This is a genomic window from Nocardia carnea NBRC 14403 (assembly GCF_000308515.1).
GTDB lineage: Bacteria > Actinomycetota > Actinomycetes > Mycobacteriales > Mycobacteriaceae > Nocardia > Nocardia carnea.
In genome coordinates this window covers 64,250-89,026 of record NZ_BAFV01000041.1, presented here as the reverse complement: position 1 = coordinate 89,026, position 24,777 = coordinate 64,250, and the positions used below count along the sequence as shown (strand labels likewise).

The 24,777-nt window shown below is 68.0% G+C and carries 25 protein-coding genes and 1 pseudogene; 20 read left to right on the top strand and 6 right to left on the bottom strand.

The window, feature by feature from the left end; translation table 11 throughout:
* Window positions 1–191: 191 nt before the first annotated feature.
* The 3 genes and pseudogenes from ON22_RS37985 to ON22_RS15890 form a co-directional block, all read right to left on the bottom strand.
* A pseudogene (locus tag ON22_RS37985) lies at window positions 192–710 on the bottom strand (shikimate kinase); the annotation flags it as partial.
* On the bottom strand, window positions 710–1,927 hold the full coding sequence (gene aroC / locus ON22_RS15895; protein ID WP_051157687.1) for a chorismate synthase: 1,218 nt from the start codon (window positions 1,925–1,927) through the stop codon (window positions 710–712). The gene aroC and the pseudogene ON22_RS37985, both read right to left, overlap by 1 nt.
* A 96-nt stretch (window positions 1,928–2,023) precedes the next feature.
* Window positions 2,024–2,527: a prepilin peptidase gene (locus ON22_RS15890; RefSeq protein ID WP_033242311.1), complete on the bottom strand. Its 504-nt coding sequence runs from the start codon at window positions 2,525–2,527 to the stop codon at window positions 2,024–2,026.
* A 169-nt stretch (window positions 2,528–2,696) separates the two neighbouring features.
* Here ON22_RS15890 and ON22_RS15885 point away from each other — a divergent pair, with 169 nt between their 5' ends.
* The 5 genes from ON22_RS15885 to ON22_RS15865 all read left to right on the top strand — a co-directional run bounded on the left by ON22_RS15885 (window position 2,697) and on the right by ON22_RS15865 (window position 5,808).
* The gene (locus tag ON22_RS15885; protein ID WP_051157683.1) at window positions 2,697–3,833 is read left to right on the top strand and encodes a M24 family metallopeptidase; all 1,137 of its coding nucleotides are present in this window, start codon (window positions 2,697–2,699) and stop codon (window positions 3,831–3,833) included.
* 36 nt (window positions 3,834–3,869) lie between these two features.
* Window positions 3,870–4,433, top strand: a complete 564-nt coding sequence (gene efp / locus ON22_RS15880) for an elongation factor P (RefSeq protein ID WP_033241602.1) — start codon at window positions 3,870–3,872, stop codon at window positions 4,431–4,433.
* 2 nt (window positions 4,434–4,435) lie between these two features.
* On the top strand, window positions 4,436–4,945 hold the full coding sequence (gene nusB / locus ON22_RS15875) for a transcription antitermination factor NusB (protein WP_033241603.1): 510 nt from the start codon (window positions 4,436–4,438) through the stop codon (window positions 4,943–4,945).
* Window position 4,946: 1 nt separating this feature from the next.
* A complete protein-coding gene (locus ON22_RS15870; protein ID WP_033241604.1) occupies window positions 4,947–5,204 on the top strand; it encodes a YciI family protein in 258 nt (85 codons plus the stop codon).
* A gap of 73 nt (window positions 5,205–5,277) precedes the next feature.
* Complete coding sequence (locus ON22_RS15865; protein ID WP_033241605.1) at window positions 5,278–5,808, top strand: DUF4334 domain-containing protein; 531 nt, start codon at window positions 5,278–5,280, stop codon at window positions 5,806–5,808.
* Between the two features lie 49 nt (window positions 5,809–5,857).
* Here ON22_RS15865 and ON22_RS15860 read toward each other — a convergent pair whose 3' ends face one another.
* The gene (locus ON22_RS15860; protein ID WP_033241606.1) at window positions 5,858–6,829 is read right to left on the bottom strand and encodes a quinone oxidoreductase family protein; all 972 of its coding nucleotides are present in this window, start codon (window positions 6,827–6,829) and stop codon (window positions 5,858–5,860) included.
* An 84-nt stretch (window positions 6,830–6,913) separates the two neighbouring features.
* Here ON22_RS15860 and ON22_RS15855 point away from each other — a divergent pair, with 84 nt between their 5' ends.
* Window positions 6,914–7,483: a TetR/AcrR family transcriptional regulator gene (locus ON22_RS15855; protein WP_033241607.1), complete on the top strand. Its 570-nt coding sequence runs from the start codon at window positions 6,914–6,916 to the stop codon at window positions 7,481–7,483.
* An 86-nt stretch (window positions 7,484–7,569) separates the two neighbouring features.
* Complete coding sequence (locus ON22_RS15850) at window positions 7,570–8,391, top strand: hypothetical protein (protein ID WP_051157682.1); 822 nt, start codon at window positions 7,570–7,572, stop codon at window positions 8,389–8,391.
* A 5-nt stretch (window positions 8,392–8,396) separates the two neighbouring features.
* On the opposite strand, the gene ON22_RS15845 is transcribed toward ON22_RS15850, so the two are convergent.
* Together ON22_RS15845 and ON22_RS15840 are read right to left on the bottom strand one after the other, a co-directional pair.
* Entirely contained in the window at window positions 8,397–9,023 is a 627-nt protein-coding gene (locus ON22_RS15845; protein WP_033241608.1) for an alpha-ketoglutarate-dependent dioxygenase AlkB, read from the bottom strand.
* 118 nt (window positions 9,024–9,141) lie between these two features.
* Window positions 9,142–9,696 (bottom strand): TetR/AcrR family transcriptional regulator, encoded by a 555-nt coding sequence (locus ON22_RS15840; RefSeq protein WP_033241609.1) that lies wholly within the window; start codon window positions 9,694–9,696, stop codon window positions 9,142–9,144.
* Between the two features lie 180 nt (window positions 9,697–9,876).
* On the opposite strand from ON22_RS15840, the gene ON22_RS15835 reads away from it, so the two are divergent.
* The 13 genes from ON22_RS15835 to metK all read left to right on the top strand — a co-directional run bounded on the left by ON22_RS15835 (window position 9,877) and on the right by metK (window position 24,639).
* Complete coding sequence (locus ON22_RS15835; protein WP_033241610.1) at window positions 9,877–10,719, top strand: SAM-dependent methyltransferase; 843 nt, start codon at window positions 9,877–9,879, stop codon at window positions 10,717–10,719.
* A 178-nt stretch (window positions 10,720–10,897) separates the two neighbouring features.
* The gene (gene pyrR / locus ON22_RS15830) at window positions 10,898–11,542 is read left to right on the top strand and encodes a bifunctional pyr operon transcriptional regulator/uracil phosphoribosyltransferase PyrR (protein ID WP_033241611.1); all 645 of its coding nucleotides are present in this window, start codon (window positions 10,898–10,900) and stop codon (window positions 11,540–11,542) included.
* Window positions 11,539–12,495 (top strand): aspartate carbamoyltransferase catalytic subunit, encoded by a 957-nt coding sequence (locus ON22_RS15825; RefSeq protein ID WP_033241612.1) that lies wholly within the window; start codon window positions 11,539–11,541, stop codon window positions 12,493–12,495. Before pyrR ends, ON22_RS15825 begins: the two co-directional genes overlap by 4 nt.
* A 146-nt stretch (window positions 12,496–12,641) precedes the next feature.
* Entirely contained in the window at window positions 12,642–13,961 is a 1,320-nt protein-coding gene (locus ON22_RS15820) for a dihydroorotase (RefSeq protein WP_033241613.1), read from the top strand.
* Window positions 13,961–14,455 carry a PH-like domain-containing protein gene (locus ON22_RS15815; protein ID WP_033241614.1) on the top strand — a complete coding sequence of 165 codons (495 nt, stop codon included), beginning with the start codon at window positions 13,961–13,963 and terminating at the stop codon, window positions 14,453–14,455. Before ON22_RS15820 ends, ON22_RS15815 begins: the two co-directional genes overlap by 1 nt.
* The gene (gene carA / locus ON22_RS15810) at window positions 14,452–15,573 is read left to right on the top strand and encodes a glutamine-hydrolyzing carbamoyl-phosphate synthase small subunit (protein ID WP_033241615.1); all 1,122 of its coding nucleotides are present in this window, start codon (window positions 14,452–14,454) and stop codon (window positions 15,571–15,573) included. Before ON22_RS15815 ends, carA begins: the two co-directional genes overlap by 4 nt.
* A complete protein-coding gene (gene carB / locus ON22_RS15805) occupies window positions 15,573–18,929 on the top strand; it encodes a carbamoyl-phosphate synthase large subunit (RefSeq protein ID WP_033241616.1) in 3,357 nt (1,118 codons plus the stop codon). The genes carA and carB overlap by 1 nt, the downstream gene beginning before the upstream one ends.
* A 10-nt stretch (window positions 18,930–18,939) precedes the next feature.
* Window positions 18,940–19,761, top strand: a complete 822-nt coding sequence (pyrF, locus tag ON22_RS15800) for an orotidine-5'-phosphate decarboxylase (protein ID WP_033241617.1) — start codon at window positions 18,940–18,942, stop codon at window positions 19,759–19,761.
* 791 nt (window positions 19,762–20,552) lie between these two features.
* Window positions 20,553–20,873 carry an integration host factor, actinobacterial type gene (gene mihF / locus ON22_RS15790; RefSeq protein ID WP_033241619.1) on the top strand — a complete coding sequence of 107 codons (321 nt, stop codon included), beginning with the start codon at window positions 20,553–20,555 and terminating at the stop codon, window positions 20,871–20,873.
* Window positions 20,874–20,893: 20 nt separating this feature from the next.
* Window positions 20,894–21,466: a guanylate kinase gene (gmk, locus tag ON22_RS15785; RefSeq protein ID WP_033242314.1), complete on the top strand. Its 573-nt coding sequence runs from the start codon at window positions 20,894–20,896 to the stop codon at window positions 21,464–21,466.
* Between the two features lie 61 nt (window positions 21,467–21,527).
* The gene (gene rpoZ, locus ON22_RS15780) at window positions 21,528–21,806 is read left to right on the top strand and encodes a DNA-directed RNA polymerase subunit omega (RefSeq protein ID WP_033241620.1); all 279 of its coding nucleotides are present in this window, start codon (window positions 21,528–21,530) and stop codon (window positions 21,804–21,806) included.
* Between the two features lie 45 nt (window positions 21,807–21,851).
* Entirely contained in the window at window positions 21,852–23,096 is a 1,245-nt protein-coding gene (gene coaBC / locus ON22_RS15775) for a bifunctional phosphopantothenoylcysteine decarboxylase/phosphopantothenate--cysteine ligase CoaBC (protein WP_033241621.1), read from the top strand.
* 331 nt (window positions 23,097–23,427) lie between these two features.
* On the top strand, window positions 23,428–24,639 hold the full coding sequence (gene metK / locus ON22_RS15770) for a methionine adenosyltransferase (RefSeq protein WP_033241622.1): 1,212 nt from the start codon (window positions 23,428–23,430) through the stop codon (window positions 24,637–24,639).
* The last annotated feature ends 138 nt before the right edge of the window (window positions 24,640–24,777 follow it).

The following is a 24,777-nucleotide window of genomic DNA, read 5'->3' as shown; positions in this document are numbered from 1 at the left end:
TCGTTCTTCCCTCCGGTTTTCGCCGCAGGAGTGTTTTCGGGGGGCGGCCCGGCTGTCGTCTGCTGTGCGGCGGCCGCCCGCCGGGCTCGTGCGCGTGCCCGGCGCCGTGCCCGCGACCGGCTCGAACGCTGCGGGGCCGCGTCGGCGGGGAGGCCGGTTTCGGTTGTTTCCGGGTGAACCGGCTCGAGGCCGAGTTTCCCCATGATCGCGCGGACGACCCGGCCCGGGCTGCGCCCGTCGGTGCGTACCCGTACCGAGGCGACCTCGCGGTAGAGCGGTCGCCGCAGGCGCATGAGCTCCCGGTACTTCGTCCCCGGGTCGGCACCGCCGAGCAGCGGCCGGGTGTTCGTGGCGCCGGTACGGCGTAGGCCCTCGGCGATACTGATCTCGAGATATACCACCGTGCACGCGCGCAGCAGGGCCCGGGTTTTCTCGGACAGCACCGCGCCGCCGCCGAGGGAGACGACACCCCGTTCGGTGCGCAGCGCCCGGCCCACCACCTCTTCTTCGAGGCGCCGGAATCCGGGTTCGCCGTCGGCCGCGAAGATCTCGGGAATACCGCGTCCGGCGGCCTCCTCGATACCGGCATCGGTGTCGTAGAGTTCGACGTCCAATTCGCGGGCCAGTTTCCGGCCGATCGTCGTCTTGCCCGCCCCCGGCGGCCCGATCAGCACCACGCGCGGGCCGTGCGAATCGGCGTGCGCGGACATTACGCCGGGTCGGCGACGTGTTCGCCCGGGTTCAGATGCGGGCGAGCGCTGATCCGCTGCACGTAGCCGTCGATGTTGCTCACCGTTTCGGCGATCGAATCGCCGCCGAACTTCTCCAGCACCGCCTGGGCCACCACCAGCGCGACCATGGATTCGGCCACCACCCCGGCCGCCGGAACCGCGCAGACATCGGAGCGCTGGTGGATTGCCGACGCTTCCGCGCCGGTGGCCATATCGACGGTGGACAGGGCACGCGGCACGGTGGAGATGGGTTTCATCGCCGCTCGCACCCGCAGCGCCTCGCCGTTGGTCATCCCGCCCTCGAGACCACCCGCGCGGTTGGTCGAGCGCAGCACACCGTCGGGCCCCGGCCGCATCTCGTCGTGGGCCTGGCTGCCCCGGCGGCGCGCCGTCTCGAAACCGTCGCCTACCTCGACACCTTTGATGGCCTGAATTCCCATGAGCGCGGCCGCGAGCCGCGAATCCAGCCGGTTCTCCCCGCTGGTGAACGATCCCAGGCCGATCGGCAGCCCGTCGACGACCACCTCGACGACACCGCCCAGGGTGTCGCCGTCCTTCTTCGCCGCCTCGATCTCGGCGATCATGGCCGCCTCCGCCGCGGTATCGGACGCGCGCACCGGGCTTTCGTCGATTGCGGCCAGATCGGCCGCGGTGGGTACCACCCCGGTGGTGTTCGCCGCGGTGCCGATGGCGACCACATGCGAGATCACCTCGACCCCGAGCGCCTGACGCAGGAATGCCCGCGCCACCGTGCCGGCCGCGACCCGGGCCGCGGTTTCCCGGGCGCTCGCCCGTTCCAGCACCGGACGGGCGTCCTCGAAACCGTATTTCAGCATTCCCGAATAGTCGGCGTGGCCGGGGCGCGGCCGGGTCAGTGGGGCGTTGCGGGCGAGATCGGCGAGTTCGGCCTCGTCCACCGGATCGGCCGACATCACCGTGGTCCATTTGGGCCATTCCGAATTCGCGACCTCGATCGCGACCGGCCCACCCATGGTGCGTCCGTGCCGGACGCCGCCGATCACGGTGACCTTGTCGGCCTCGAACTTCATCCGGGCGCCGCGACCGTAACCGAGCCGACGGCGCGCCAGCTGTGCGGAGATCTCCGTCGAGGTCACCTCGACTCCGGCGACCATTCCTTCCAGAAGGGCGACGAGGGCGGGTCCGTGGGATTCTCCAGCAGTTATCCAGCGCAGCACGCCGACCATCTTCCCATGTCGGCGCCGCGCCCGGGGCAGGCGGTCGGCGGTGCTCATCGGGCCTGTCGCGCGTGACCGTATCGGATTGCCGGGTGATCACCACAGGGCCAGGCCCAGAAGCGTCGCGGCGCACATGGACGGTCCGTGCGGGACGGCGGCGATCGGTCTGTCGGGGGAGCGCGCATGTGCCGGGAACCGTGGCCGGCCGGACGTGCGGGGGTTCCGGAACATCGGTGTGGTGCCGCGCTGCCCGAGCAGCAGACCGATCGCGACCGCGGCAGTGAGCAAAGGTGCCGCGAGGGCCGCCCATATCCAGGCCTGCGCACCATCGAGAGCGGCAGCGGCGCCGAGTCCGACCGCAAGTTTCACATCGCCGGCACCCAGCGCCGCAGGCCGCAGTAGATGCACCACCAGATAAGGGATTGCCAACAGTGCCGCGCCCCGCGACGCGGCGCCCAATTGCCCGGCCCATGCCGCGTACGCCAGCACACCGAGTGCTCCCGTAAGAGTGAGCGGATTCGGCAGGCGCCGGCTTCGGATATCGAAGCCGGCGAGTAGCCCGCACCAGCCGGCCAGCAGCAGGAAGAAGAGTGCCGTCACACCGTTCACGATTCCGCGGATCTCGGCCCCGTGGGCGGCTCCCCGGTGATCTGTGGACAACCGGAGCATTCGCCGCGAACTGTGAATACCGTGTATTCCGGAACCTGTTCGCCGAGATCGGTCCGGCCGGGCCTGTGTCGCGCGTGCGGGTCGGCGGTACTTTTGTCCCATGTCTGCTGATTCCGGCCGCGGCCCCCAGAAGCGACCCGATTACGCCGCGCGGCGGGGGCTGCTGCGCAACCTGCTGGTCGAGAACGAGATCGACGGCCTGCTGGTCACCGATCTGGTGAACATCCGCTACCTGACCGGCTTCACCGGTTCCAACGCCGCGCTACTGGTGCATTCGTGGGATGCTGCGGAGGCGGAGGATCGCACCGTGATCGCCACCGACGGCCGCTACGACACCCAGGTAGCCGAACAGGTTCCGGATCTGCGGGCAGAGATCGCCCGCGCCGTGACCCGGCGGGTCGCGGAATTGGCGGGGGAATGGCAGTTCGGCCGCCTCGGCTACGAAAGCCATATCGTCACCGTCGACCAGCACCGTGGCCTCGTCGAACTCGGCACCGGACTCGATTTGGTCGCCACACCCGGGCTGGTCGAACAGTTGCGCATGGTCAAGGACGAATACGAGGTGGACCTGTTGCGTGCGGCCTGCACGGTCGGCGACGACGCGCTGGCCGCGCTCCTGGAAACCGGGAAACTCCGGCCCGGGCGCACCGAACGGCAGGTCGCCCGGGATCTCGAATGGGCCATGTTCGAACGCGGGGCCGCCGCAATCGCCTTCGAGACCATTGTCGCCGCCGGTTCGAATTCCGCGATTCCGCATCATCGGCCCACCGACGCCGTGCTGGCGGCCGGCGATTTCGTGAAGATCGATTTCGGTGCCGTGGTGGGCGGTTATCACTCCGATATGACCCGCACCTTCGTACTCGGTGAGCCCGCCGGCTGGCAACGTGAGGTCTACGATCTGGTGTATGCCGCGCAGCGCGCCGGCCGGGAAGCGTTAGGCCCCGGGATTCCGTGCGCCGATGTGGACGCCGCCGCCCGGGAGGTGATCGCCGCCGCCGGACACGGTTCATTGTTCGTCCACGGTTTGGGGCACGGGGTGGGATTGCGTATCCACGAAGCGCCCGGCATCGCAAAAACGGGCACGGGTACACTGCTGTCTGGCGTGGCGGTGACCGTCGAACCAGGTGTGTACTTTCCCGGCCGCGGCGGGGTCCGGATCGAGGACACGCTCGTGGTGCGCGAAGGGGGCCCCGAACTGCTCACCAACACCAGCAAAGACCTGACCGTCGTCGGATGACGCCGGTTGCCCGAGAACCGAGGAGACCCGAACACAGTGGCGGACACCAGCGACTTCAAGAACGGCCTCGTGCTGAAGATCGACGGTAATCTCCAGCAGATCGTCGAATTCCAGCACGTCAAGCCGGGCAAAGGTCCTGCCTTCGTACGGACCAAACTGAAGAACGTGCTGTCCGGCAAGATCGTCGACAAAACCTTCAACGCCGGGGTGAAGGTGGAAACCGCCACCGTCGACCGCCGGGATATGACCTACCTCTACCACGACGGTTCGGATTACGTCTTCATGGACGGGGAGACCTTCGACCAGCTCTCCATCGCCGAGCCGACCATCGGCGAGCAGGCCCGCTTCCTGCTGGAGAACATGACCGTGCAGGTGGCCATGCACGAGGGCGCGCCGCTGTACGTCGAGCTGCCGGTCACCGCGGAGCTCGAGGTCACCCATACCGATATCGGCCTGCAGGGCGATCGTTCCACCGGTGGCACCAAACCGGCCACCGTGGAGACCGGCGCCGAGGTTCAGGTGCCGCTGTTCATCAATACCGGTGACAAACTCCGTATCGACACCCGCGACGGCAGCTACCTGGGCCGAGTCAACTCCTGACCGTGGCCGACCAGCCTGCGGACAAGAAGTCCGCCTACAAGAAACTCGGCGCCCGCCACAAGGCCCGGCGCCGCGCGGTGGACCTGCTGTTCGAGGCCGAGGCCCGCGATATCGATCCCTCCGATCTGGCCGACGAGCGGATCGAGCTCGCGGCCCGGGATCAGGCGGTGGCTCCGGTGCACGCCTACACCCGGACGCTGGTCGACGGTATTGCCGAGGACCTCGACCGAGTCGACGGCACCATCAAGTCGTATCTGCATGACTGGACGCTGTCCCGGCTGCCTGCGGTGGACCGGGCGATTCTGCGTGTGGCCGTATGGGAACTGCTGTACGCCACCGATGTTCCGCCGATCGTCGCGGTGGACGAGGCGGTGGAACTGGCCAAGGAGTTGTCCACCGACGATTCCCCCGGGTTCGTCAACGGGGTACTGGGCCAGGTGGTGCTGGTGGCGCCGCAGATCCGTGCTGCCGCCTCCGCTACCCGGGCGGCCGAACCGGAAGCGGACGACTGATATGCGCAAGTACCTGGTACTGGCGCTCCGGACTTCCGCGTACGACCCGGCTGTCGGCGAACCGCACCGGCAGTTCCTGGGCGACCTCCGTACCCGGGGCATGTTGCAGGAAAGCGGGCCGTTCACCGACAGCACCGGAGGCGCCTACATCGTGCTCGCGGAATCGCGCGCGGACGCCGAGACGGTGGTGTTCACCGATCCGCTGCACACCACCGGCGCCGCCGATCTGACCGTGTACGAATGGGAGATCACGGGCTGACCGGCCGCCGGTCCGTGATGAGAGAACGATAGGCTGTTTCTCGCAACGTCCCTGATATCGAGGAGTGCGGACGATGACCGAGCAAGCCACCATTCTGCCGGCCGGTGGTTGCACCGTGGCGCAGGCCTGGGAGATCTTCGACAGCCTGCCGGCGGCCCCGGTAGCCGAGGTCACGACCGGCCGCTGGCGCGGCGATGAACTGCCCACCGGCCATCCGATGGACGGCACACTCACTGAATCCGGTTGGTACGGAAAACAGTTCGACGCCCCGGATCAGGTTCACCCGCTGCTTTTCACCGATGAGCGCGGCACCGTGTTCGCGGTGGACCCGCGCCGGGTTCCGTTATCGCTGGCCGGCAAGATCCCGGCACACTGGCTGCGGCCGGTGCGGAACAGGCTGCGCGCCCTCGCTCCGGTGTTGCGCACCCGGAAGCCGACAGCGCGGCTACGCGATATCGAGTACCGGGGTGTGGTGAGCGCTGCCATGGTCTACGACCATCTGCCCATCATCGACCATTTCCGGCGGGTCGACGACGAGACGTTGCTCGGTGTGATGGATATGCGCGGGTTGTCCGAACCCTATTTCTTCGTCCTGCGGCGCTGACCGCGCCCCGTCCGGGGGCGCAGAGGCTGCCGAGGTAGTTGTCACGCGATCACACGGTTGCGTCCGGCCGCAGGATGACCTTGCCCAGCGGGCGCCGTGACTCCACCAGTTCGTGTCCGCGGGCGGCCGCCGCGAGCGGCAGTGTGGTCTCGACCGGTGGCGCCAGTGCGGGTATTCGCGCGAGGATCTCGGCCCGGGCACGGTCGGCCCGCTGTTGCCAGGCCGGGCCCGCGCAGGCGGTGAGAGTGAGTCCGCTCGGGAGCAGGTCGGCAGCCGATACCTGTGCGGGTGCGCCGGAAAGCCAGCCGTAGCTGAGCATCCGGCCGGAGCCGGGCGTCATAGCGCCCAGAAGGTTTGCCGCAGTGGTGCCGCCGATGGAATCGAAGACGACATCGATGGTGTCCGGCGCGCTCGCGGTGAGCGTTTCCGTCCACCGTTCCGTCCGGTGGTCGATCACCTGGTCGGCTCCCAGTGCGTAGGCGTGCTCGGTCTTGGCGGAGCCGCCCGCGGTCGCGATGACCTGAGCCGCGCCGAATTCCTCGGCCAGTTGAACCAGATAGCTGCCGACTCCGGTGGCACCGGCTTCTACGACGATCGTCTCCGTGCCGGTCAGATTCGCCGTTTCCAGCAGGGCCACCGCGATCGAGCCGCTCATCATTGTGGCTGCCGCGTCGTCCGCCGACACATCGTCCGGAATAGGCGTTGTGTTCCCCACCGGCGTGCAGACGAATTCGGCATACGATCCTGTCCCTGTGGTCGCGGCGACAACGCGCCGTCCTATGAGGTCACGGGAGACGTCTGTGCCCACGTCGATGATCTCCCCGGCGACCTGGTGCCCGAATACCACCGGCGGGGGCGAAGCCATGGGGAACGCTCCGGCGCGCAGCAGGGTCTCGGGGAAGAGGATCGGGATCGCTGCGGCGCGGATGAGCACTTCCCCGGTGCCCGGCCGTGGCGCCGCGACCTCGCGCGGTACCAGGACCTCCGGCCCGCCGCTACCTGTCATTACGATTGCCTGCATTGGAAACTCCATAACTTGACTGCCGGTCCATTTATTTCTGCCAAGATATGGACCGGCGGTCAACTTGTCAACGAAGGTGGTGCCATGTCCCCGGTGAAGGAACGCGCGGACGCCGCTCGCAACCGGCGCGCCATCCTCGATGCCACCGCCGCGCTGCTCGCCGAACACGGTGCCGACGGGGTCACCATGGAGCGGGTCGCGGCGGCCGCCGGCGTGGGAAAGGGCACGATCTTCCATCGTTTCGGCACTCGGGCCGGGCTATTGCACGAGATGGTGGCCGAGCGCGCGTTCACCCTTCGAGCGCGGGTTGCCGACGGCCCGCCTCCCCTGGGGCCCGGCGCTCCGGCGGCCGACCGGCTGCGCGCATTCCTCGATGCCATGGCCGGGCTGGTGATCGACAACCTGGAACTCATGACGATCTTACGAACCGAGCCCCCGCATCCACGTACCGAGGAATTGCACAGGTTCTGGCATGAGCACCTCACCGCTCTGCTCGAAGACGCCCGGCCGGATGTGGACGCCGAGATCGTCGGCCGGTTGCTGCTGGATTCGCTGGCCGGTGCGACCGTGCCCGAACTGGCCCGTTCCGGGAGTGTCGACCGGCTGCTGGCGGCGGTCCGGGAGTTGGTGGATTCGGTGCTGCGAACTCCCTGATGACACGGACCTCACGGAAAACTCGTTGCCGCGCCACAGTGATCGTGCTTTTCTGAGCGGCATACGCGAGGTGCTCCGGAGGTGATATGACCGCGCGGAACAGCAGGCCGCGCCGGGTCGTGGCCACCGAGGATCAACTGAAACTGCATCGTCGTGTGATGGTGCTCGACGGGCGGGTGCACACCGTGATCACCATACGTCCCGGCACCGATTTCCGATTCTCCACCAATCGTTTCCACGACACCTGGCATATCCTGTCGGACTGGCGGGGCGCCCGGGTGTTGTCCCGGTTGCTGTGGGGACTGTCGTATCAACGGCGGCCCGGCACCCTCGTGGTGATCGATTCCCGGCACCTCGACCCCAATCCGTTCGACGGTGCCCCCGCCGATCCGATCGTCCTGGTGCCCACCGACCGAACGGTGTTCACGCGTAAGTCCGCTGCGGCATTGAGTCGCCGGCTACCGCTACGCGATCGGCCGGACGGCACGGTGCGGTGGCAGACGTTCGGACTCGAACCCGCGGTGGCCGAGGTGGTGGCGTGGCGGGAAAGGATGTTCGCGGGTGCCGACGAGTACTCGGCGCCGCCCCGCGGCCGATGCCGCGTCGATCGGTACGGTCGCTTGCTCGTCCTCGCCGGTTCCGCCGAGTGGCTACGCGATTGGGCCGTAGGGATCGCACGGCTCGGTGACGACACCTGTGCGGGGATGGATTACACATACCTCGACGAAGGCGCCGACGGGGAAGTGCAGATATTCCGGCAGTACCGCCGTATGGTGGCTTCGGCCCGGCAGGCCCGGGCGGAGGTATGTGGTGCGACCGGTGCACCGTCGCGGGCGGCTGAGGCGCTCTGGTCCCGAGCCGCGGCAATCCGCCGCCGCGGGCTACCTGCCCTGCCGAAGCAGGCATAGCGGGATCAGCGCACGCCGCGGGGGCGGAACTGGATACTGATCCGCGGCCCGGTCGCCCGCCGCGATTTCGGTACCGCATGTTCCCAGGTGCGCTGGCATGAGCCGCCCATGACGAAAAGATCGCCGTGCCCGGGCCGGAACCGCAGGCTGGGTCCACCCGCGCGGGGCCGGAGCAGCAGCGGGCGCGGCGCCCCGAGTGTCAAGATGGCGATCATGGTGTCCTGTACGGCGCCGCGGCCCAAGGTATCGCCGTGCCAGGCCACACTGTCGCGGCCGTCGCGGTAATAGCACAGTCCGGCGGTTCGGAAGGGTTCGCCGAGTTCGGCACGGTAGTGCTCGCTCAGCGCATCGCGCGCCTGGGCCAGGACGGGGTCGGGCAGGGGTGCGGACTCCCCGTAGAAGCACAGCAGTCTCGGCACGTCGACGACACGGTCGTACATCGGCCGTTGCTCCCCGTGCCACGGGACAGTGGTGACGAGGCGGTCGAAGAGTTCGTCGGCACCGCGCAGCCAGCCGGGCCGCAGGTCGACCCAAGCGCCGTCGGTCAGGTGTGTCCGGCGGATATTCGTGAGCGGTTCGAGCTCGATCGCGCCGAAGCCGTCGAGCAGCGATCCCTGGAAGGGTGCCGACATGGCGCCAGCCTACCGGATATGCGAACATATGTTCGACTCGGTCGATGGTCGGCGGCGGACGCCCCGCCGTCCAGGGCCCGCAGCGGTGGCTGTCGCGGGCGCGGGTGCGGGCGTGGAATCAGTTTCTGCGCAGGATGTCTTGGGCGACAGCGACTGCCGCGCGGAAACATTCGTCGTCGGACAAGGGGAGATCGCCCATCATTGCCGTACTCCAGCTGATCGCCAGCAGCGCCTGCCGGGCATGGAAGACGTCCATGGGTGCGCGCTCGGGTTCGGTCATGAGATCGGCGATCACCCGGAATTGGTAGCGCAGGCTGACACCGAAACCCAATTCCCGGAAGGCGGGCTGGTTTTCGTGCATGAACCGGACCATGTCGCGACCCGTGCTGTGCAGCAGGGCTCCGTAGCGGTCGAGGATCTCCGTGGTGCGGGCGGGCCCGGGTGGAGTGGCCTCGGCCCATTCGATCAGCTCGTCGATACCGCGCCGGACATCGTCGGAGAGGCTGGCGACGATATCTTCCTTCGTCCGGAAGTGGTAGTACAGCGCGGCTTTGGTGACGCCCAGATGTTCGGCGATCTGACGCAACGAAGTCTTCTCGTAGCCCTGTTCGGAGAACAGTGCCATCGCCACCGCGCGGATGCGGTCGCGGGTATCGCTGCGCCGGCCGGCCAACGGTATCTCCTCGTGTTCGACGGTCTGCGTGGGTTTCGACGGTCTGCCGCAGGGAGCCTAATGGGCCCGCGGTGTCGAAGCCCATCGGTCGTTCGATCGAAGTGCCCCATGTCGGCGCAGCCGGCCGGAAATGTGATTTACTAGCCGGGCGACAAGTAAGTAATTGAAGGAGGGCCAGCGATGACCGGAACTTCCGTACCCGTCCCCACCAACGGAGTGGCGATGACCGCCCTCGGAGTTGCGCTCATCCGGGTCCGGGAGACCGCTCGCCCCGACCGGCTCTACGCGGACCCGCTGGCCGGTGTTTTCCTCGCCGCTGCCCGGCCGGGGTTCGACGCCGAACGCTGGGCACGCCTGGAGAAATTGGCCGAGCAGTTCTACGAAGGCCGCACGCTCGCGGTCAAAGCCGTCGACGAGCACATCCGGGAGGCGGCCGTGTCGGACTGTCCGCAGATCGTCCTGCTCGGCGCCGGCCTGGACACCCGGGCCTTCCGTCTCGATCTCCCGCCCGAAACCGCGTTCTTCGAGGTGGACCTCCCCGAACTCTTCGACTTCAAGGAGCCGGTCCTGGCCGCCCACCGCGTGCGCCCGGTCTGTACGCGTCGCGCGGTCGCCGCAGATCTGCGCGGCGACTGGGAGCGGGTCCTGCTCGAACAGGGGTTCCGCGCCGATCTGCCGACCGCCTGGGTCGACGAGGGTGTGCTCGGCTATGTTCCGCGCACGGCGGCTTATGCGGTGGCCGAGACGGTGACCCGACTTTCGGCGCCGGGTAGCAGATTCGGGATCGGGCGGTTCCAGGTCGACGCGGCCACGCCGCAGTACCGCGCATTGCGCGAACTGGTCCTGGAGGCCCCGGGGGAGACGCCGGTGAACGGGCTGGGTCCCGACGGCGAATCGTGGTTCGCCGCGCATGGCTGGTCGACGACGTTTCGCGCCTGGGACGATCTCGTCGCACCCTACGGGCGACCGGATGTCATGGGCGGTGATCCGGGGATCGGGCATGTTGTGGCAGTCCGCGAATGAGTGCTGCGCGATACGAGTAACTGCGCTCACAGCGGCCGGCCCTGCCATGGTGAGTGGTCGTGCTCACAACCGGTTCAGCGCCCTCACCTGGTGAAAAGTGCCGTCCACGGGCTGATAGGCTGCTCGGCGTAAGACATCCTTTAACGGACCGTCCGGTGAGGCGGGGAAGGAGGTCGGCATGGCTGTGCCCGAAGAACGGGCTGCCACGTCCGGCGCTGCCGAGGCGGCGTCACCCGTTGCGCGGCATACGCCGGAATGGGTGGCGGCAGGACGGGAACTGTTGTCCCCCTCCGATGTCGGCCGGACCATCGCGCGGATCGCGCACCAGATCATCGAACGCACCGCCCTCGATTCCGGCGAGCCCGGGGCCCCGCGCGTGGTGCTCATCGGTATCCCGACCCGCGGGACGACTCTCGCGGCCCGGCTCACCGACAAGATCGAAGAATTCTCCGGTGTGCGCCCGGCGCTCGGTTCTCTCGATATCACGCTCTACCGCGACGACCTGCGCACCAAACCGCACCGTCCGCTGGAGCGGACCTCGGTGCCGGAGGGGGGAGTGGAGGACGCGCTGGTGGTCCTGATCGATGATGTGCTGTTCTCCGGCCGCACCGTGCGGTCCGCGCTCGACGCGCTACGCGATCTGGGCCGGCCGCGCGCCGTCCAACTCGCCGTTCTCGTCGACCGGGGACATCGCGAACTGCCGATCCGCGCCGATTTCGTCGGGAAGAACGTGCCCACCGCGCGTACCGAGGACGTTTCGGTGCTGCTGAGCGAACACGACGGCCGCGACGGTGTTTTCCTGCATCAGGGGGAGGGACAGTGAGACATCTGCTGACGGTGACCGATCTGGACCGCGTGGCCGCCGACGCCCTGCTCGACGAGGCGGAACGGTTCGAACAGGCGCTGCTGGGTCGCGAAGTACACAAACTGCCGACCCTGCGCGGCCGCACGGTGATGACGGTGTTCTTCGAGAACTCCACCCGGACCCGCGTCTCGTTCGAGGTCGCCGGGAAGTGGATGAGTGCCGATGTCATCAATGTCAGCGCGAGCAGTTCCTCGGTCGCCAAGGGGGAATCGCTGCGCGATACCGCGCTCACCCTGCATGCCGCCGGCGCCGACGCGCTGATCGTGCGCCATCCCGCCTCCGGTGCGGCGCATCAGATCGCGCACTGGTTCGAGGACTGGTCGCGGCGGTCGGGCAGTGCCGTTCCGGCGGTGATCAACGCCGGTGACGGTATGCACGAACACCCCACCCAGGCCCTGCTCGACGCGCTGACCTTGCGGCAGCGGCTCGGCGATATCGCCGGGCGGCGGGTGGTGATCGTCGGCGATATCCTGCACAGCCGGGTCGCGCGGTCGAATGCCTTCCTGTTGTCCACGCTGGGCGCGGAAGTGGTGCTGGTGGCGCCGCGCACGCTGCTGCCGGTGGGCGTCGAGGACTGGCCGGTGCGGGTTTCGGTGGATCTGGATTCCGAACTGCCCGGTGCCGACGCGGTACTCATGCTGCGGGTTCAGGCGGAACGGATGAACGGCGGATTCTTCCCGTCGGCGCGGGAATACGCGGTGCGCTACGGACTGTCCGAGCGGCGGGTCGCGCTGCTCGACGAGCATGCGGTGGTCCTGCATCCCGGGCCGATGCTGCGCGGTATGGAGATCGCGTCCTCGGTGGCGGATTCGCCGCGTGCCGCGGTTTTGCAACAGGTGACGAATGGAGTCCATATGCGTATGGCGGTGCTGTTCCGCCTGCTGGTCGGTGTGCAGGAGGCCGCGGCGTGAGCGGGTCAGGCCCGGAGGAGGCAGCGCAGCGTAACCACGGAGGGCCCCCGCGCACGCCGGATAAACACAGCGTGAGCGGGTCAGGCCCGGAGGCGGCAGCGGAGCGTAACCACGGAGGGCTCGCACCCACGCGCGATGGACACAGCGTGCGTGACAGCGTTCTGATCACCGAGGTCCGGCTCTACGGTGCGGGTGACCCGGTCGATGTGCTGATCGCCGACGGGGTGATCCGGGAGATCGGGACCGGACTGCGCGCGGACGACGCCGAAATCGTCGCCGGCGAAGGCCGGGTGCTGCTGCCCGGATTCGTGGATCTGCACACGCATCTGCGCGAACCGGGCCGGGAAGACACCGAGACCATCGAATCCGGCTCGGCTGCCGCGGCGCTCGGCGGGTACACCGCGGTTTTCGCCATGGCCAACACCTCGCCGGTCGCCGATTCCCACGTGATCACCGACCATGTGTGGCGGCGCGGCCAGGAAGTCGGGCTCGTCGATGTGTACCCGGTGGGTGCGGTCACGGTCGGACTCGCGGGCGAGCAGCTCGCCGAAATGGGCACCATGGCCGCCGGCGCCGGCGCGGTCCGGATGTTCTCCGACGACGGGCACTGTGTCCACGACCCGCTGATCATGCGCCGCGCCCTCGAATACGCGCGTTCGCTGGATGTGCTGATCGCCCAGCACGCCGAGGAGCCGCGACTGACCCGTGGTGCGGTCGCGCACGAGGGACCGACGGCGGCGCGACTGGGTCTGGCCGGTTGGCCGCGAGCCGCGGAGGAATCCATCGTGGCCCGGGACGCGCTGCTGGCCCGGGACGCCGGCGCCCGGGTGCATATCTGCCATGCGTCGACCGCGGGCACGGTCGAGCTGGTGAAATGGGCCAAGGGCCAGGGGATAGCGGTCACCGCCGAGGTGACGCCGCATCATCTGCTGCTCACCGATGCCCGGCTGGAAACCTATGACGCGGTGAACAAGGTGAACCCGCCGCTGCGCGAAGGCTCGGATACCGAAGCCTTGCGGCAGGCGCTCGCCGCCGGGATCGTCGACTGTGTCGCCACCGATCACGCACCCCATGCCGAACAGGACAAATGCTGCGAATTCGTGGCGGCCCGGCCCGGGATGCTCGGGTTGCAGACCGCGCTGTCGATCGTGGTGGAGACCATGGTGCGGCCCGGACTGCTCGATTGGCGCGGGGTGGCGCGCGTGATGAGCGAACGTCCCGCCGAAATCGTCGGACTCGACGATCAGGGGCGGCCGATCGAGGTAGGCGAACCGGCCAATCTCGTACTGGTCGATCCGGACGCGACCTGGACAGTGGAGGGCGACCACCTCGCCAGTATCGCGAGCAATACGCCCTATCAATCGATGACACTGCCCGGCCGGGTCGTCGGCACACTGCTGCGCGGCCGGATCACCGCCCGCGACGGTGTCGCCGCCGCGCCGGGTGTACCGGTGGGAGGCCGCTGATGGAACGGGCACTATGGGTCACCCTCTGCGTTGTGCTGTGGGTGCTGGCCGTTTTCCTCATGTACCGAGGGTGGCGCAATCGATCCGCCCGGCAGCAGGAGCGGATCGGTGAACTGCCGCCGGTACCGGCCGAAACCGGGTCGCAGATACTGGAGCGCACGACCGGCCTCTACCTCGGCAGCACCATGGCGCCGAGCTGGCAGGACCGCATAGCGGTCGGCGATCTGGGCTACCGCGCCACCGCGGAACTGACCCGCTACGAGCACGGAATCCTGCTGGAACGCCAGGGTGCCACCACGATCTGGATACCGGAGGACTCCATCACTGCCATCCGGACCGAACGTGGGCACGCGGGCAAGGTGATGACCGAAGGTGGCGTCCTGGTGATCCGCTGGACCCTGCCGACCGGAACCGAAATCGATACGGGATTCCGGGGCGACGACAAATCGGTGTATCCGGCCTGGGCGCGGGCAACGACGGGAGATGACGAATGACGAGTACGACAGCAGCCGCGGCCCTGGTCCTCGAGGACGGGCGGATCTTCCGCGGCACCGCCTACGGCGCGGTGGGGCAGACCCTCGGTGAAGCAGTGTTCTGCACCGCCATGACCGGCTACCAGGAAACCCTCACCGATCCCAGCTACCACCGGCAGATCGTGGTGGCCACGGCCCCGCAGATCGGGAACACCGGCTGGAACGACGAGGACGACGAATCGCAACAGATCTGGGTCGCGGGCTACGCCGTACGCGACCCGGCCCGCCGGCACTCCAACTGGCGCGCCACCGGCACCCTGCCCGGGCAACTGCAACAGCAGGACATCGTCGGTATCGCCGGGATCGACACCCGCGCGGTGGTGCGGCATCTGCGCAGCCGCGGTTCGATGAAGGCCGGGATCTTCTCCGGGCCCGCGCTCGCCGAACCTGCGGAACTGGTCGCCCGGGTCACCGGGCAGCCGTCGATGCTCGGCGCCGACCTGGCCGGTGAGGTCAGCACCGACGAGATCTACACCGTCGAACCCGAGGGCGAGCCCCGGTTCACGGTGGTCGCGGTCGACCTCGGCATCAAATCCAACACTCCGCGCATGTTCGCCCAGCGCGGGATGCGGGTGCATGTGGTGCCGTCCTCGACGAGCCTGGACAAGATCCTGGAACTGAAACCGGACGGCGCATTCCTGTCCAACGGCCCGGGCGACCCCGCGACCGCCGATACCGCCGTCGCACTCACCCAGGGCATCCTCGACAAGGGCCTGCCGCTGTTCGGTATCTGCTTCGGTAACCAGATCCTGGGCCGCGCGCTCGGCCGCGGCACCTACAAGATGAAGTTCGGGCACCGGGGAATCAATATCCCGGTCGTCGAGCACGAGACCGGCCGCGTCTCGATCACCGCGCAGAACCACGGGTTCGCGCTGGAAGGCGAACGCGGCGAACAGTTCGACACCCCGTTCGGCAAGGCAGAGGTCAGCCATGTCTGCGCCAACGACGGCACGGTGGAAGGCGTGCGGCTGGTGGACGGCCGCGCCTTCTCCGTGCAATACCACCCGGAAGCGGCCGCCGGACCCCATGACGCCGCGTACTTGTTCGACCGGTTCGCCGGTCTGATGAAGGGAGCCTGATGCCTCGCCGTACCGATCTCGAACATATTCTGGTCATCGGATCGGGCCCGATCGTCATCGGTCAGGCGTGCGAGTTCGACTACTCGGGCACCCAGGCCTGCCGGGTCCTGCGGTCGGAGGGCCTGCGGGTTTCGCTGGTGAACTCCAATCCGGCGACCATCATGACCGACCCGGAATTCGCCGATTCGACCTACGTCGAGCCGATCACCCCGGAATTCGTCGAAAAGGTCATCGAGAAGGAACGCCCCGATGCGCTGCTGGCCACCCTCGGCGGGCAGACCGCGCTGAACACCGCGGTTGCGCTGCACGAGCGCGGCGTGCTGGAGAAGTACGGGGTCGAACTGATCGGCGCCGATTTCGATGCCATCCAGCGCGGTGAGGACCGGCAGAAGTTCAAGGACATCGTGGCGAGCGTCGGCGGCGAAAGCGCGCGCTCCCGGGTCTGCTACACCATGGACGAGGTCCGGGAGACCGTCGGCGAACTGGGTTTCCCGGTGGTCGTGCGGCCGTCGTTCACCATGGGTGGGCTCGGTTCGGGGATGGCGTACAACGACGCGGACCTCGACCGGATCGCCGGCGGCGGTCTGGCCGCCTCGCCCACCGCGAATGTCCTCATCGAGGAATCCATCCTGGGCTGGAAGGAATACGAGCTCGAGCTGATGCGCGACGGCCGCGACAATGTCGTGATCGTCTGCTCCATCGAGAACGTGGACCCGATGGGCGTGCACACCGGTGATTCGATGACGGTGGCCCCCGCGCTGACCCTCACCGACCGCGAATATCAGAAGATGCGCGATCTCGGCATCGCCATTCTGCGCGAGGTCGGGGTGGATACGGGCGGCTGCAATATCCAGTTCGCGGTGAATCCCGCCGACGGCCGGCTCATCGTCATCGAGATGAACCCCCGCGTCTCGCGGTCCTCGGCGCTGGCGTCCAAGGCCACCGGTTTCCCGATCGCCAAGATCGCGGCGAAACTCGCCATCGGCTACACGCTGGACGAGATCGTCAACGACATCACCGGGGAAACCCCCGCCAGCTTCGAACCCACCCTCGACTATGTGGTGGTCAAGGCGCCGCGGTTCGCGTTCGAGAAGTTCCCGGGTGCCGACCCGACCCTCACCACCACCATGAAATCGGTGGGTGAGGCGATGTCGCTGGGGCGCAACTTCGCCGAGGCGCTCGGTAAAGTGCTGCGCTCGCTGGAAACCAAGGCGACCGGTTTCTGGACCGCCGAGGACGGGAAATGGGCACCGGCGTCCACGGATCAGGAGGATGTCGACGCCGCGATCGAGGCGATCCTGACGGATCTGCGGACCCCCACCGAAGGCCGTATCTACCAGGTGGAGCGGGCCCTGCGGCTCGGGGCGAGTATCGAATCGGTTGCCGAGGCCTCCGGTATCGACCCGTGGTTCGTCGCCGAGATCGATGGGCTGGTGGATCTGCGCCGCGAACTGCTCGACACCCCGGTGCTCGACGAAGCGCTGCTGCGCCGGGCCAAGTACCACGGCCTGTCCGACCGGCAGATCGCTGCGCTGCGACCGGAACTGGCCGGGGAAGGCGGGGTACGCGCACTGCGGCACCGGCTCGGAGTGCGGCCGGTGTTCAAAACCGTCGATACCTGCGCCGCCGAATTCGAAGCCAAGACGCCGTACCACTATTCGGCCTACGAACTCGACCCGGAAGCCGAATCCGAGGTCGCCCCGCAGCCGGATCGGGAGAAGGTGATCATCCTCGGCTCCGGGCCGAACCGGATCGGGCAGGGCATCGAATTCGACTACTCCTGTGTGCACGCCGCGCAGACCCTGTCGGCCGCCGGCTACGAGACGGTGATGGTCAACTGCAACCCGGAGACCGTCTCCACCGACTACGACACCGCCGACCGGCTCTACTTCGAACCACTCACGTTCGAAGACGTGCTCGAGGTGTATCACGCGGAATCCGAATCGGGCACGGTCGCGGGTGTGATCGTCCAGCTCGGCGGGCAGACCCCGCTGGGTCTGGCGCAGAAGCTCACCACCGCGGGAGTACCGGTGGTCGGCACCAGCGCCGCCGCTATCGACCTCGCCGAGGACCGCGGGGAATTCGGTGACGTCCTGGTCGCGGCCGGGCTCCCCGCTCCCAAATACGGCACCGCCACCACCTTCGAGCACGCTCGCAAGATCGCCGCCGATATCGGTTATCCGGTGCTGGTGCGGCCGTCCTATGTGCTCGGCGGCCGCGGTATGGAGATCGTCTACGACGAGGGTTCGCTCGAAGGCTATATCTCCCGCGCCACCGAACTCAGCCCGGAACATCCCGTGCTGGTGGACCGCTTCCTCGAAGACGCCATCGAAATCGATGTCGACGCGCTCTGCGACGGCGACGAAGTGTTCCTCGGCGGAGTCATGGAACATATCGAAGAAGCCGGTATCCATTCCGGTGACTCCGCCTGCGCGCTTCCGCCGATCACACTGGGCCGCAGCGATATCGAAGCGGTGCGCCGCTCCACCATCGCGCTGGCCAAGGGGATCGGCGTCAAAGGCCTGCTGAACGTGCAGTACGCGCTCAAGGACGATGTTCTCTACGTGCTCGAGGCCAACCCGCGCGCCAGCCGCACCGTTCCGTTCGTCTCCAAGGCCACCGCGGTACCGCTGGCCAAGGCGGCGGCCCGGATCATGCTGGGTGCCACCATTGCCGACCTGCGTGCCGAGGGCATGTTGCCCGACGGTGACGGCGGTCACGTTCCGCTGGACGCACCGGTCGCGGTGAAAGAGGCGGTGCTGCAGTTCCATCGGTTCCGTGGCCCGGACGGCAGCCAGGTCGATTCGCTGCTCTCGCCGGAGATGAAATCCACCGGTGAGGTCATGGGTATCGACACCGATTTCGGGACCGCGTTCGCCAAGAGCCAGTCCGCCGCCTACGGTTCGCTGCCGACCGAGGGCACCGTTTTCGTCTCGATCGCCAACCGTGACAAACGCGCCATGGTGTTCCCGGTGAAACGGCTGCACGATCTCGGCTTCCGGATTCTGGCGACCACGGGCACCGCGGAAATGCTGCGGCGCAACGGAATCCCTTGCGAAGAGGTGCGTAAGCATTCCGATCCGGTGCCCGCGGCCGGCAACGACCAGCTGCCCGCGGCGTCCATCGTGGAACAGATCCGTGACGGCGAAGTCGATATGGTCATCAATACGCCCTACGGCAATTCCGGGCCCCGCGTGGACGGTTACGAGATCCGCAGCGCCGCGGTGGGCGTGAGCATCCCCTGCATCACCACCGTGCAGGGTGCCGCGGCGGCGGTCCAGGGTATCGAGGCCAGTATCGCCGGCGGCCTCGGCGTGCGTTCCCTGCAGGAACTGCATTCGGCGTTGCGTGGCTGAGGACGCGGCGATGACAACCACCTTCGGCGTGCGCCTGGCTGCGGCCGGGCGCACGCACGGGCCGATCTGCGTCGGGATAGATCCGCATCCCGCGCTGCTCGACGCCTGGGGCCTGCCCGACGATGCGAACGGCCTGGAAACCTTCGCCGAGATCTGCGTGGAAGCCTTCGACGGGATGGCGGCGGTGGTCAAACCGCAGGTCGCCTTCTTCGAGGCCTACGGCTCAGCGGGAATCGCGGTGCTCGAACGCACCATCGAGGTGCTGCGTGGCTCCGGCACGCTGGTGCTCGCCGATGCCAAACGCGGCGATATCGGCTCCACCATGGCCGCCTATGCCCGCACCTGGCTCGGTGACGGGCCGTTGGGTGCGGATGCGGTCACGGTCTCGCCCTACCTCGGATTCGGCGCCCTGCAGCCTGCCCTGGACCTGGCCCGCGCCAACGGGCGTGGTGTCTTCGTCCTGGCCGCCACCTCGAATCCGGAGGCGGCGCGGGTGCAGCAGGCGGTGGTGGACGGGCGCACCCTCGCCCAGACCGTTGTCGACGCCGCTGCCGAAGCCAACCGGGGGACAGAACCGGGTTCGGTCGGGGTGGTGGTGGGCGCCACGCTCACCGATATCCCCGATCTCAGCGCATTGAACGGGCCGATTCTCCTGCCCGGGGTCGGGGCCCAGGGCGGTACGGCGGCGGCGGTCCGCGCGCTGCTCCCGGAATCGCTGTGGCCGGCCGCGGTTCCGAATGTCTCCCGCGACGTGCTCGGCGCAGGCCCCTCGGTGCCGGCGCTGCGCGATCGGCTGGCGGCTTTCCAGGAGGAGTTCGCCTTCTTGCGCTGATCGGCGCTCTACGGGCGGAAATGCCCGAAGGGCCACCGCCGGGCGCTCCGGGGGATCGGGGCCGTCGACGTCGTGTGTGGACCTGTCTGCGGGGTGCTGTCGTCGGCGTTCCCGCCGCCGACGGGGACGGTCTGCACACTGTCGAGGACAGAGGTCGGCCGACTGTCGACCATCGGGTGCAGTCCCGTCGGTGCCCGGATCGTTGCGGCACTCCGCTGGGCCAGGGCCATCCGCCGACGAGCCCTGTGCGTGCGGCGCGTCTGCCTACATGGCCGACCTCGCACCGGCTCGCCCCCCACAATCCTTCACTGCCGGTGATCCGGACTGTGGTCACCCCCGGGCGGCGAGTTCAGCGCAGCCTTCGATAGGTCTCCTGCGCCTGATTCGGCACCCTTCGCGCGGTGCCGAAGGCGCGACTACCGGGCGCGGAAGCGCCACGCCGGAGGGGGCCGAACGCCCCGTCGCCCCTGCTGCGGCAAAAAAATACAGAAAATTCCTGGTAGGGCGGCTGGGAGGTAGCCAGCCTGTGGATAAGTCCGGTGGCTATCGCGCCGCAACCGGGTGTGTGCGCCCAAAATGCCCTGCTGAAAAGGTATTTCGTGGTAGACGCGCAGGTTGGGTGACTGTGGGCAAGCGGGGATGCGGGAGAGGGGGCAAGGGGGCGTTACGGGGTCCGATTCATGCCCTGACCTGGGGGGTGGGTTCGCAATCCGGGGGCGTCGTGGGTACGGTCGCTGAGACTGCCGGGTAGTTCGGCAGGTTTTGATGCAGAACGATGAGACGGAGGAACCGTGGCCCTTCCCCAGCTGACTGATGAGCAGCGCGCCGCTGCTCTGGAGAAGGCGGCTGCCGCTCGCCGTGCTCGGGCGGAGCTCAAGGATCGCCTGAAGCGCGGCGGCACCGACTTGAAAGAGGTCCTCGGCCAGGCCGAGACCGATGAGATCATCGGTAAGATGAAGGTGCGCGCACTGCTGGAAGCCCTGCCCAAGGTCGGCAAGGTCAAGGCAGAGGAGATCATGAACGAGCTCGAGATCGCTCCGACCCGACGGTTGCGTGGTCTCGGCGATCGGCAGCGCAAAGCGCTGCTCGCCAAATTCGACCTCGGCGCCTGACAGCCTCGGTGATCGAGAACATGACGAAGGGTCGGCTGGTTGTACTGGTCGGCCCCTCGGCCGTGGGCAAGTCCACCGTGGTGCGCTGTGTCCGCGAACGGCTGCCGGAACTGGTTTTCAGCGTGTCGGCGACCACCCGGGACCCGCGTCCCGGCGAGGTCGACGGCCGCGATTACCGGTTCGTCAGCCGGGCCGAGTTCGATGCGATGATTGCCGCCGGTGATCTGCTCGAATGGGCGGATATCCACGGCGGACTGCAGCGGTCGGGCACCCCGGCCGCGCCGGTGCGGGCCGCCCTTTCCGAGGGGCTGCCGGTGCTGATCGAGGTCGACCTCGAGGGTGCCCGTTCGATCCGGCAGGTGATGCCGGAGGCCGTTCTGGTGTTTCTCGCGCCGCCCAGTTGGGCGGAGCTGGAGAACCGGCTGCGCGGTCGCGGCACCGAATCTGCTGAGGTCATCGAACGCCGGCTGGCGACCGCACGGGTGGAATTGGCCGCACGTGACGAGTTCGACACCGTGATCGTGAACGACACCGTGACCAGCGCCTGTGCGCAGTTGGTATCGTTGTTCGTCAGCACGAATTCCAATTCGTAGCCGGATACGCCCGGCCCAGCCGCCGCGTACCCGAGCCCCCGACCCCGCAGGAGCTTCCTCAGTGAGCAGTACGGATATCGCCGCGCCCGCCTACGACACTCCGGTCGGCCTCACCAACCCGCCCATCGACGAACTGCTGGACCGCACCTCGTCGAAGTACGCGCTGGTGATCTACGCCGCCAAACGTGCCCGCCAGATCAACGACTACTACAACCAGCTCGGCGACGGCATCCTCGAATACGTCGGCCCGCTGGTCGAGCCGCTGCCGCAGGAGAAGCCGCTGTCGGTGGCGATGCGGGAGATCCACAGCGATCTGCTCGAGCACACCGAAGGCGAATGACCCGATAGTTCCCGGGCGAACGGCCGATAGGGCAGGAGGCGCGCGATGGCGCGGGTAGTTGTCGGGGTGGGCGGCGGTATCGCCGCGTACAAGGCGTGCGCACTGGTACGGCGGTTCACCGAAACCGGCCACAGCGTGCGGGTGATCCCCACCGAGGCGGCGTTGCAGTTCGTCGGGAAGGCGACTTTCGAGGCGCTGTCCGGCCATCCGGTGCACACCGGGGTGTTCGCCGATGTGCCCGAGGTCCCGCATGTGCGGCTGGGGCAGGAGGCCGAACTGGTGGTCATCGCCCCCGCCACCGCCGATCTGATGGCGCGCGCCGCGCAGGGCCGCGCCGACGACCTGCTGACCGCGACCCTGCTCACCGCCCGATGTCCCGTGCTGTTCGCGCCCGCTATGCATACCGAGATGTGGGAGCATGCGGCGACCGTGGCGAATGTGGCCGCGTTGCGCGCGCACGGTGCGACGGTGATGGAACCCGCGTCGGGCCGGCTCACCGGTACCGATACCGGTCCGGGCCGCCTTCCCGAACCCGAGGAGATCTTCGGGCTGGCGTCGCTGCTGCTGGAACGCGCCGACGCCGTACCGCGGGATCTGGACGGTAAACGGGTCGTGATCACCGCGGGTGGCACCCGCGAACCGCTGGACCCGGTGCGTTTCCTGGGGAACCGCAGCTCCGGTAAACAGGGCTATGCGCTGGCCCGGGTGGCCGCCCAGCGGGGCGCGCAGGTGACGCTGATCGCCGGGAACACCATCGAGATGGCACCGCCCGCCGCGGTGGAGCTGGTGCACATCACGACTGCCGATCAGCTCAAGACCGCCGTCGACAAGCACGCCGTGGGTGCGGATGCGGTGATCATGGCCGCTGCCGTCGCCGATTTCCGGCCTGCTTCCGTGGCCGGTGCCAAGATCAAAAAGGGTAAGGACGAACCCGACAGCATCGCGCTGTCGCGGACCGAGGACATTCTCGCGGGCCTGGTCCAGGCACGTCGCGAGGGTCAGCTACCCGGTACCGCCATCGTCGGGTTCGCCGCCGAAACCGGCGACGAAGACGGCGATGTGATCACCTACGCCCGGGCCAAGCTCGCCCGGAAGGGCTGTGACCTGCTGGTGGTGAACGCCGTGGGGGACGGTAAGGCATTCGAGGTGGACACCAACGACGGCTGGCTACTCGGCGCCGACGGCAGCGAACAGGCCCTCGATCACGGTTCCAAGGCCCTGCTGGCCAGCCGCGTCCTCGATGCCCTCGGCCCGCTGCTACGCGAGCAGGCCCGGTCCGGCGGCGCGTAGCCATACGGGCCACCCCTGCCGCTGAGGGCATCCGGATATGCGGCGTGGACGACCCGGCCTCGGTCGGGCCCGGGCGGATATCGAATCATCGCGATCCGAACGCTTGGCGCGAGTGCCGGCGACCTGTACCGGTTGTGCGGGCCGATCCGGTGGGGTGTCCGCTGTGACTTTCCGGTGGACGGGGTCCCGGACCGGAAACCCGTCCGGTGTGGTGTCCGGAACCACAAACCGGCCGCGCGTTCTAATAGTCTGGTAGTCCAGGGTCACGACCGGAGCCGTGCGCTACGGTCCATATCCGGGACACGAGTAACCGTTGAGGAAGAGGGAAACTGTGCGCACGTCCGGTAGCCGGCTATTCACCAGTGAGTCCGTGACCGAGGGTCACCCGGACAAGATCTGTGATGCCATCAGTGATTCCATCCTCGACTCCATGCTCGCCCAGGATCCGACCAGCCGGGTCGCCGTGGAAACCCTCGTGACCACCGGTCAGGTGCATGTCGCGGGCGAGGTCACCACGGAGGCGTACGCCGATATCCCGCATATCGTCCGGGAGAAGATCCTGGAGATCGGATACGACTCCTCGGCAAAGGGTTTCGACGGCAACTCCTGCGGTGTCAATGTCGCGATCGGTGCCCAGTCGCCCGATATCGCCCAGGGGGTCGATACCTCGCACGAGGCGCGGGTGGGCGGTTCCGGTGACGAGATCGAACAGCAGGGCGCCGGCGATCAGGGCCTGATGTTCGGTTACGCCAACACCGACACGCCGGAGCTGATGCCGCTGCCGATCGCCCTGGCGCACCGGCTGTCCCGCAAGCTCACCGAGGTCCGCAAGACCGGTGTGCTGCCGTATCTGCGGCCCGACGGTAAAACCCAGGTCACCATCGAATACGAGGGCGATCGCGCGGTCCGGCTGGACACTGTTGTCGTCTCCACCCAGCATGCCGCCGATATCGACCTGGACAACCTGCTGGCGCCCGATATCCGCGAGAAGGTCGTCGAAGCGGTGCTGGCCGATATCGCCATCCCCGATCTGGACATCTCCGATATCCGGCTGCTGGTGAACCCCACCGGTAAGTTCGTCCTCGGCGGCCCGATGGGTGACGCGGGCCTGACCGGACGCAAGATCATCGTCGACACCTACGGCGGGATGGCCCGGCACGGTGGTGGCGCGTTCTCCGGTAAGGACCCCTCCAAGGTCGACCGTTCGGCCGCCTATGCGATGCGCTGGGTCGCCAAGAACGTGGTCGCCGCCGGCCTGGCGGAGAAGGTCGAGGTCCAGGTGGCGTACGCGATCGGGAAGGCGGCACCCGTCGGCCTGTTCGTGGAGACCTTCGGTACCGAGAAGACCGATCCGGCCCAGATCTCGGCCGCCATCACCGAGGTGTTCGATCTGCGTCCCGGCGCCATCATCCGTGATCTGGATCTGCTGCGCCCGATCTACGCGCCGACCGCGGCCTACGGGCATTTCGGGCGCACCGATATCGACCTGCCCTGGGAGCGTACGGATCGCGCGGAGAAACTGCGCGCCGCCGCCGGGCTGTAGGTCCACGTTCCGCGTGCCGCAACCTGCCGCCGACACCCCCGGGGACATCGATTCGCCGGGGGTGTCGGCTGCTTCGGGGGAACGCCGCGGTGCGCGGCGAGCTGGGAAATCTCCCCGTCCCGACGGGCCACCGGTATC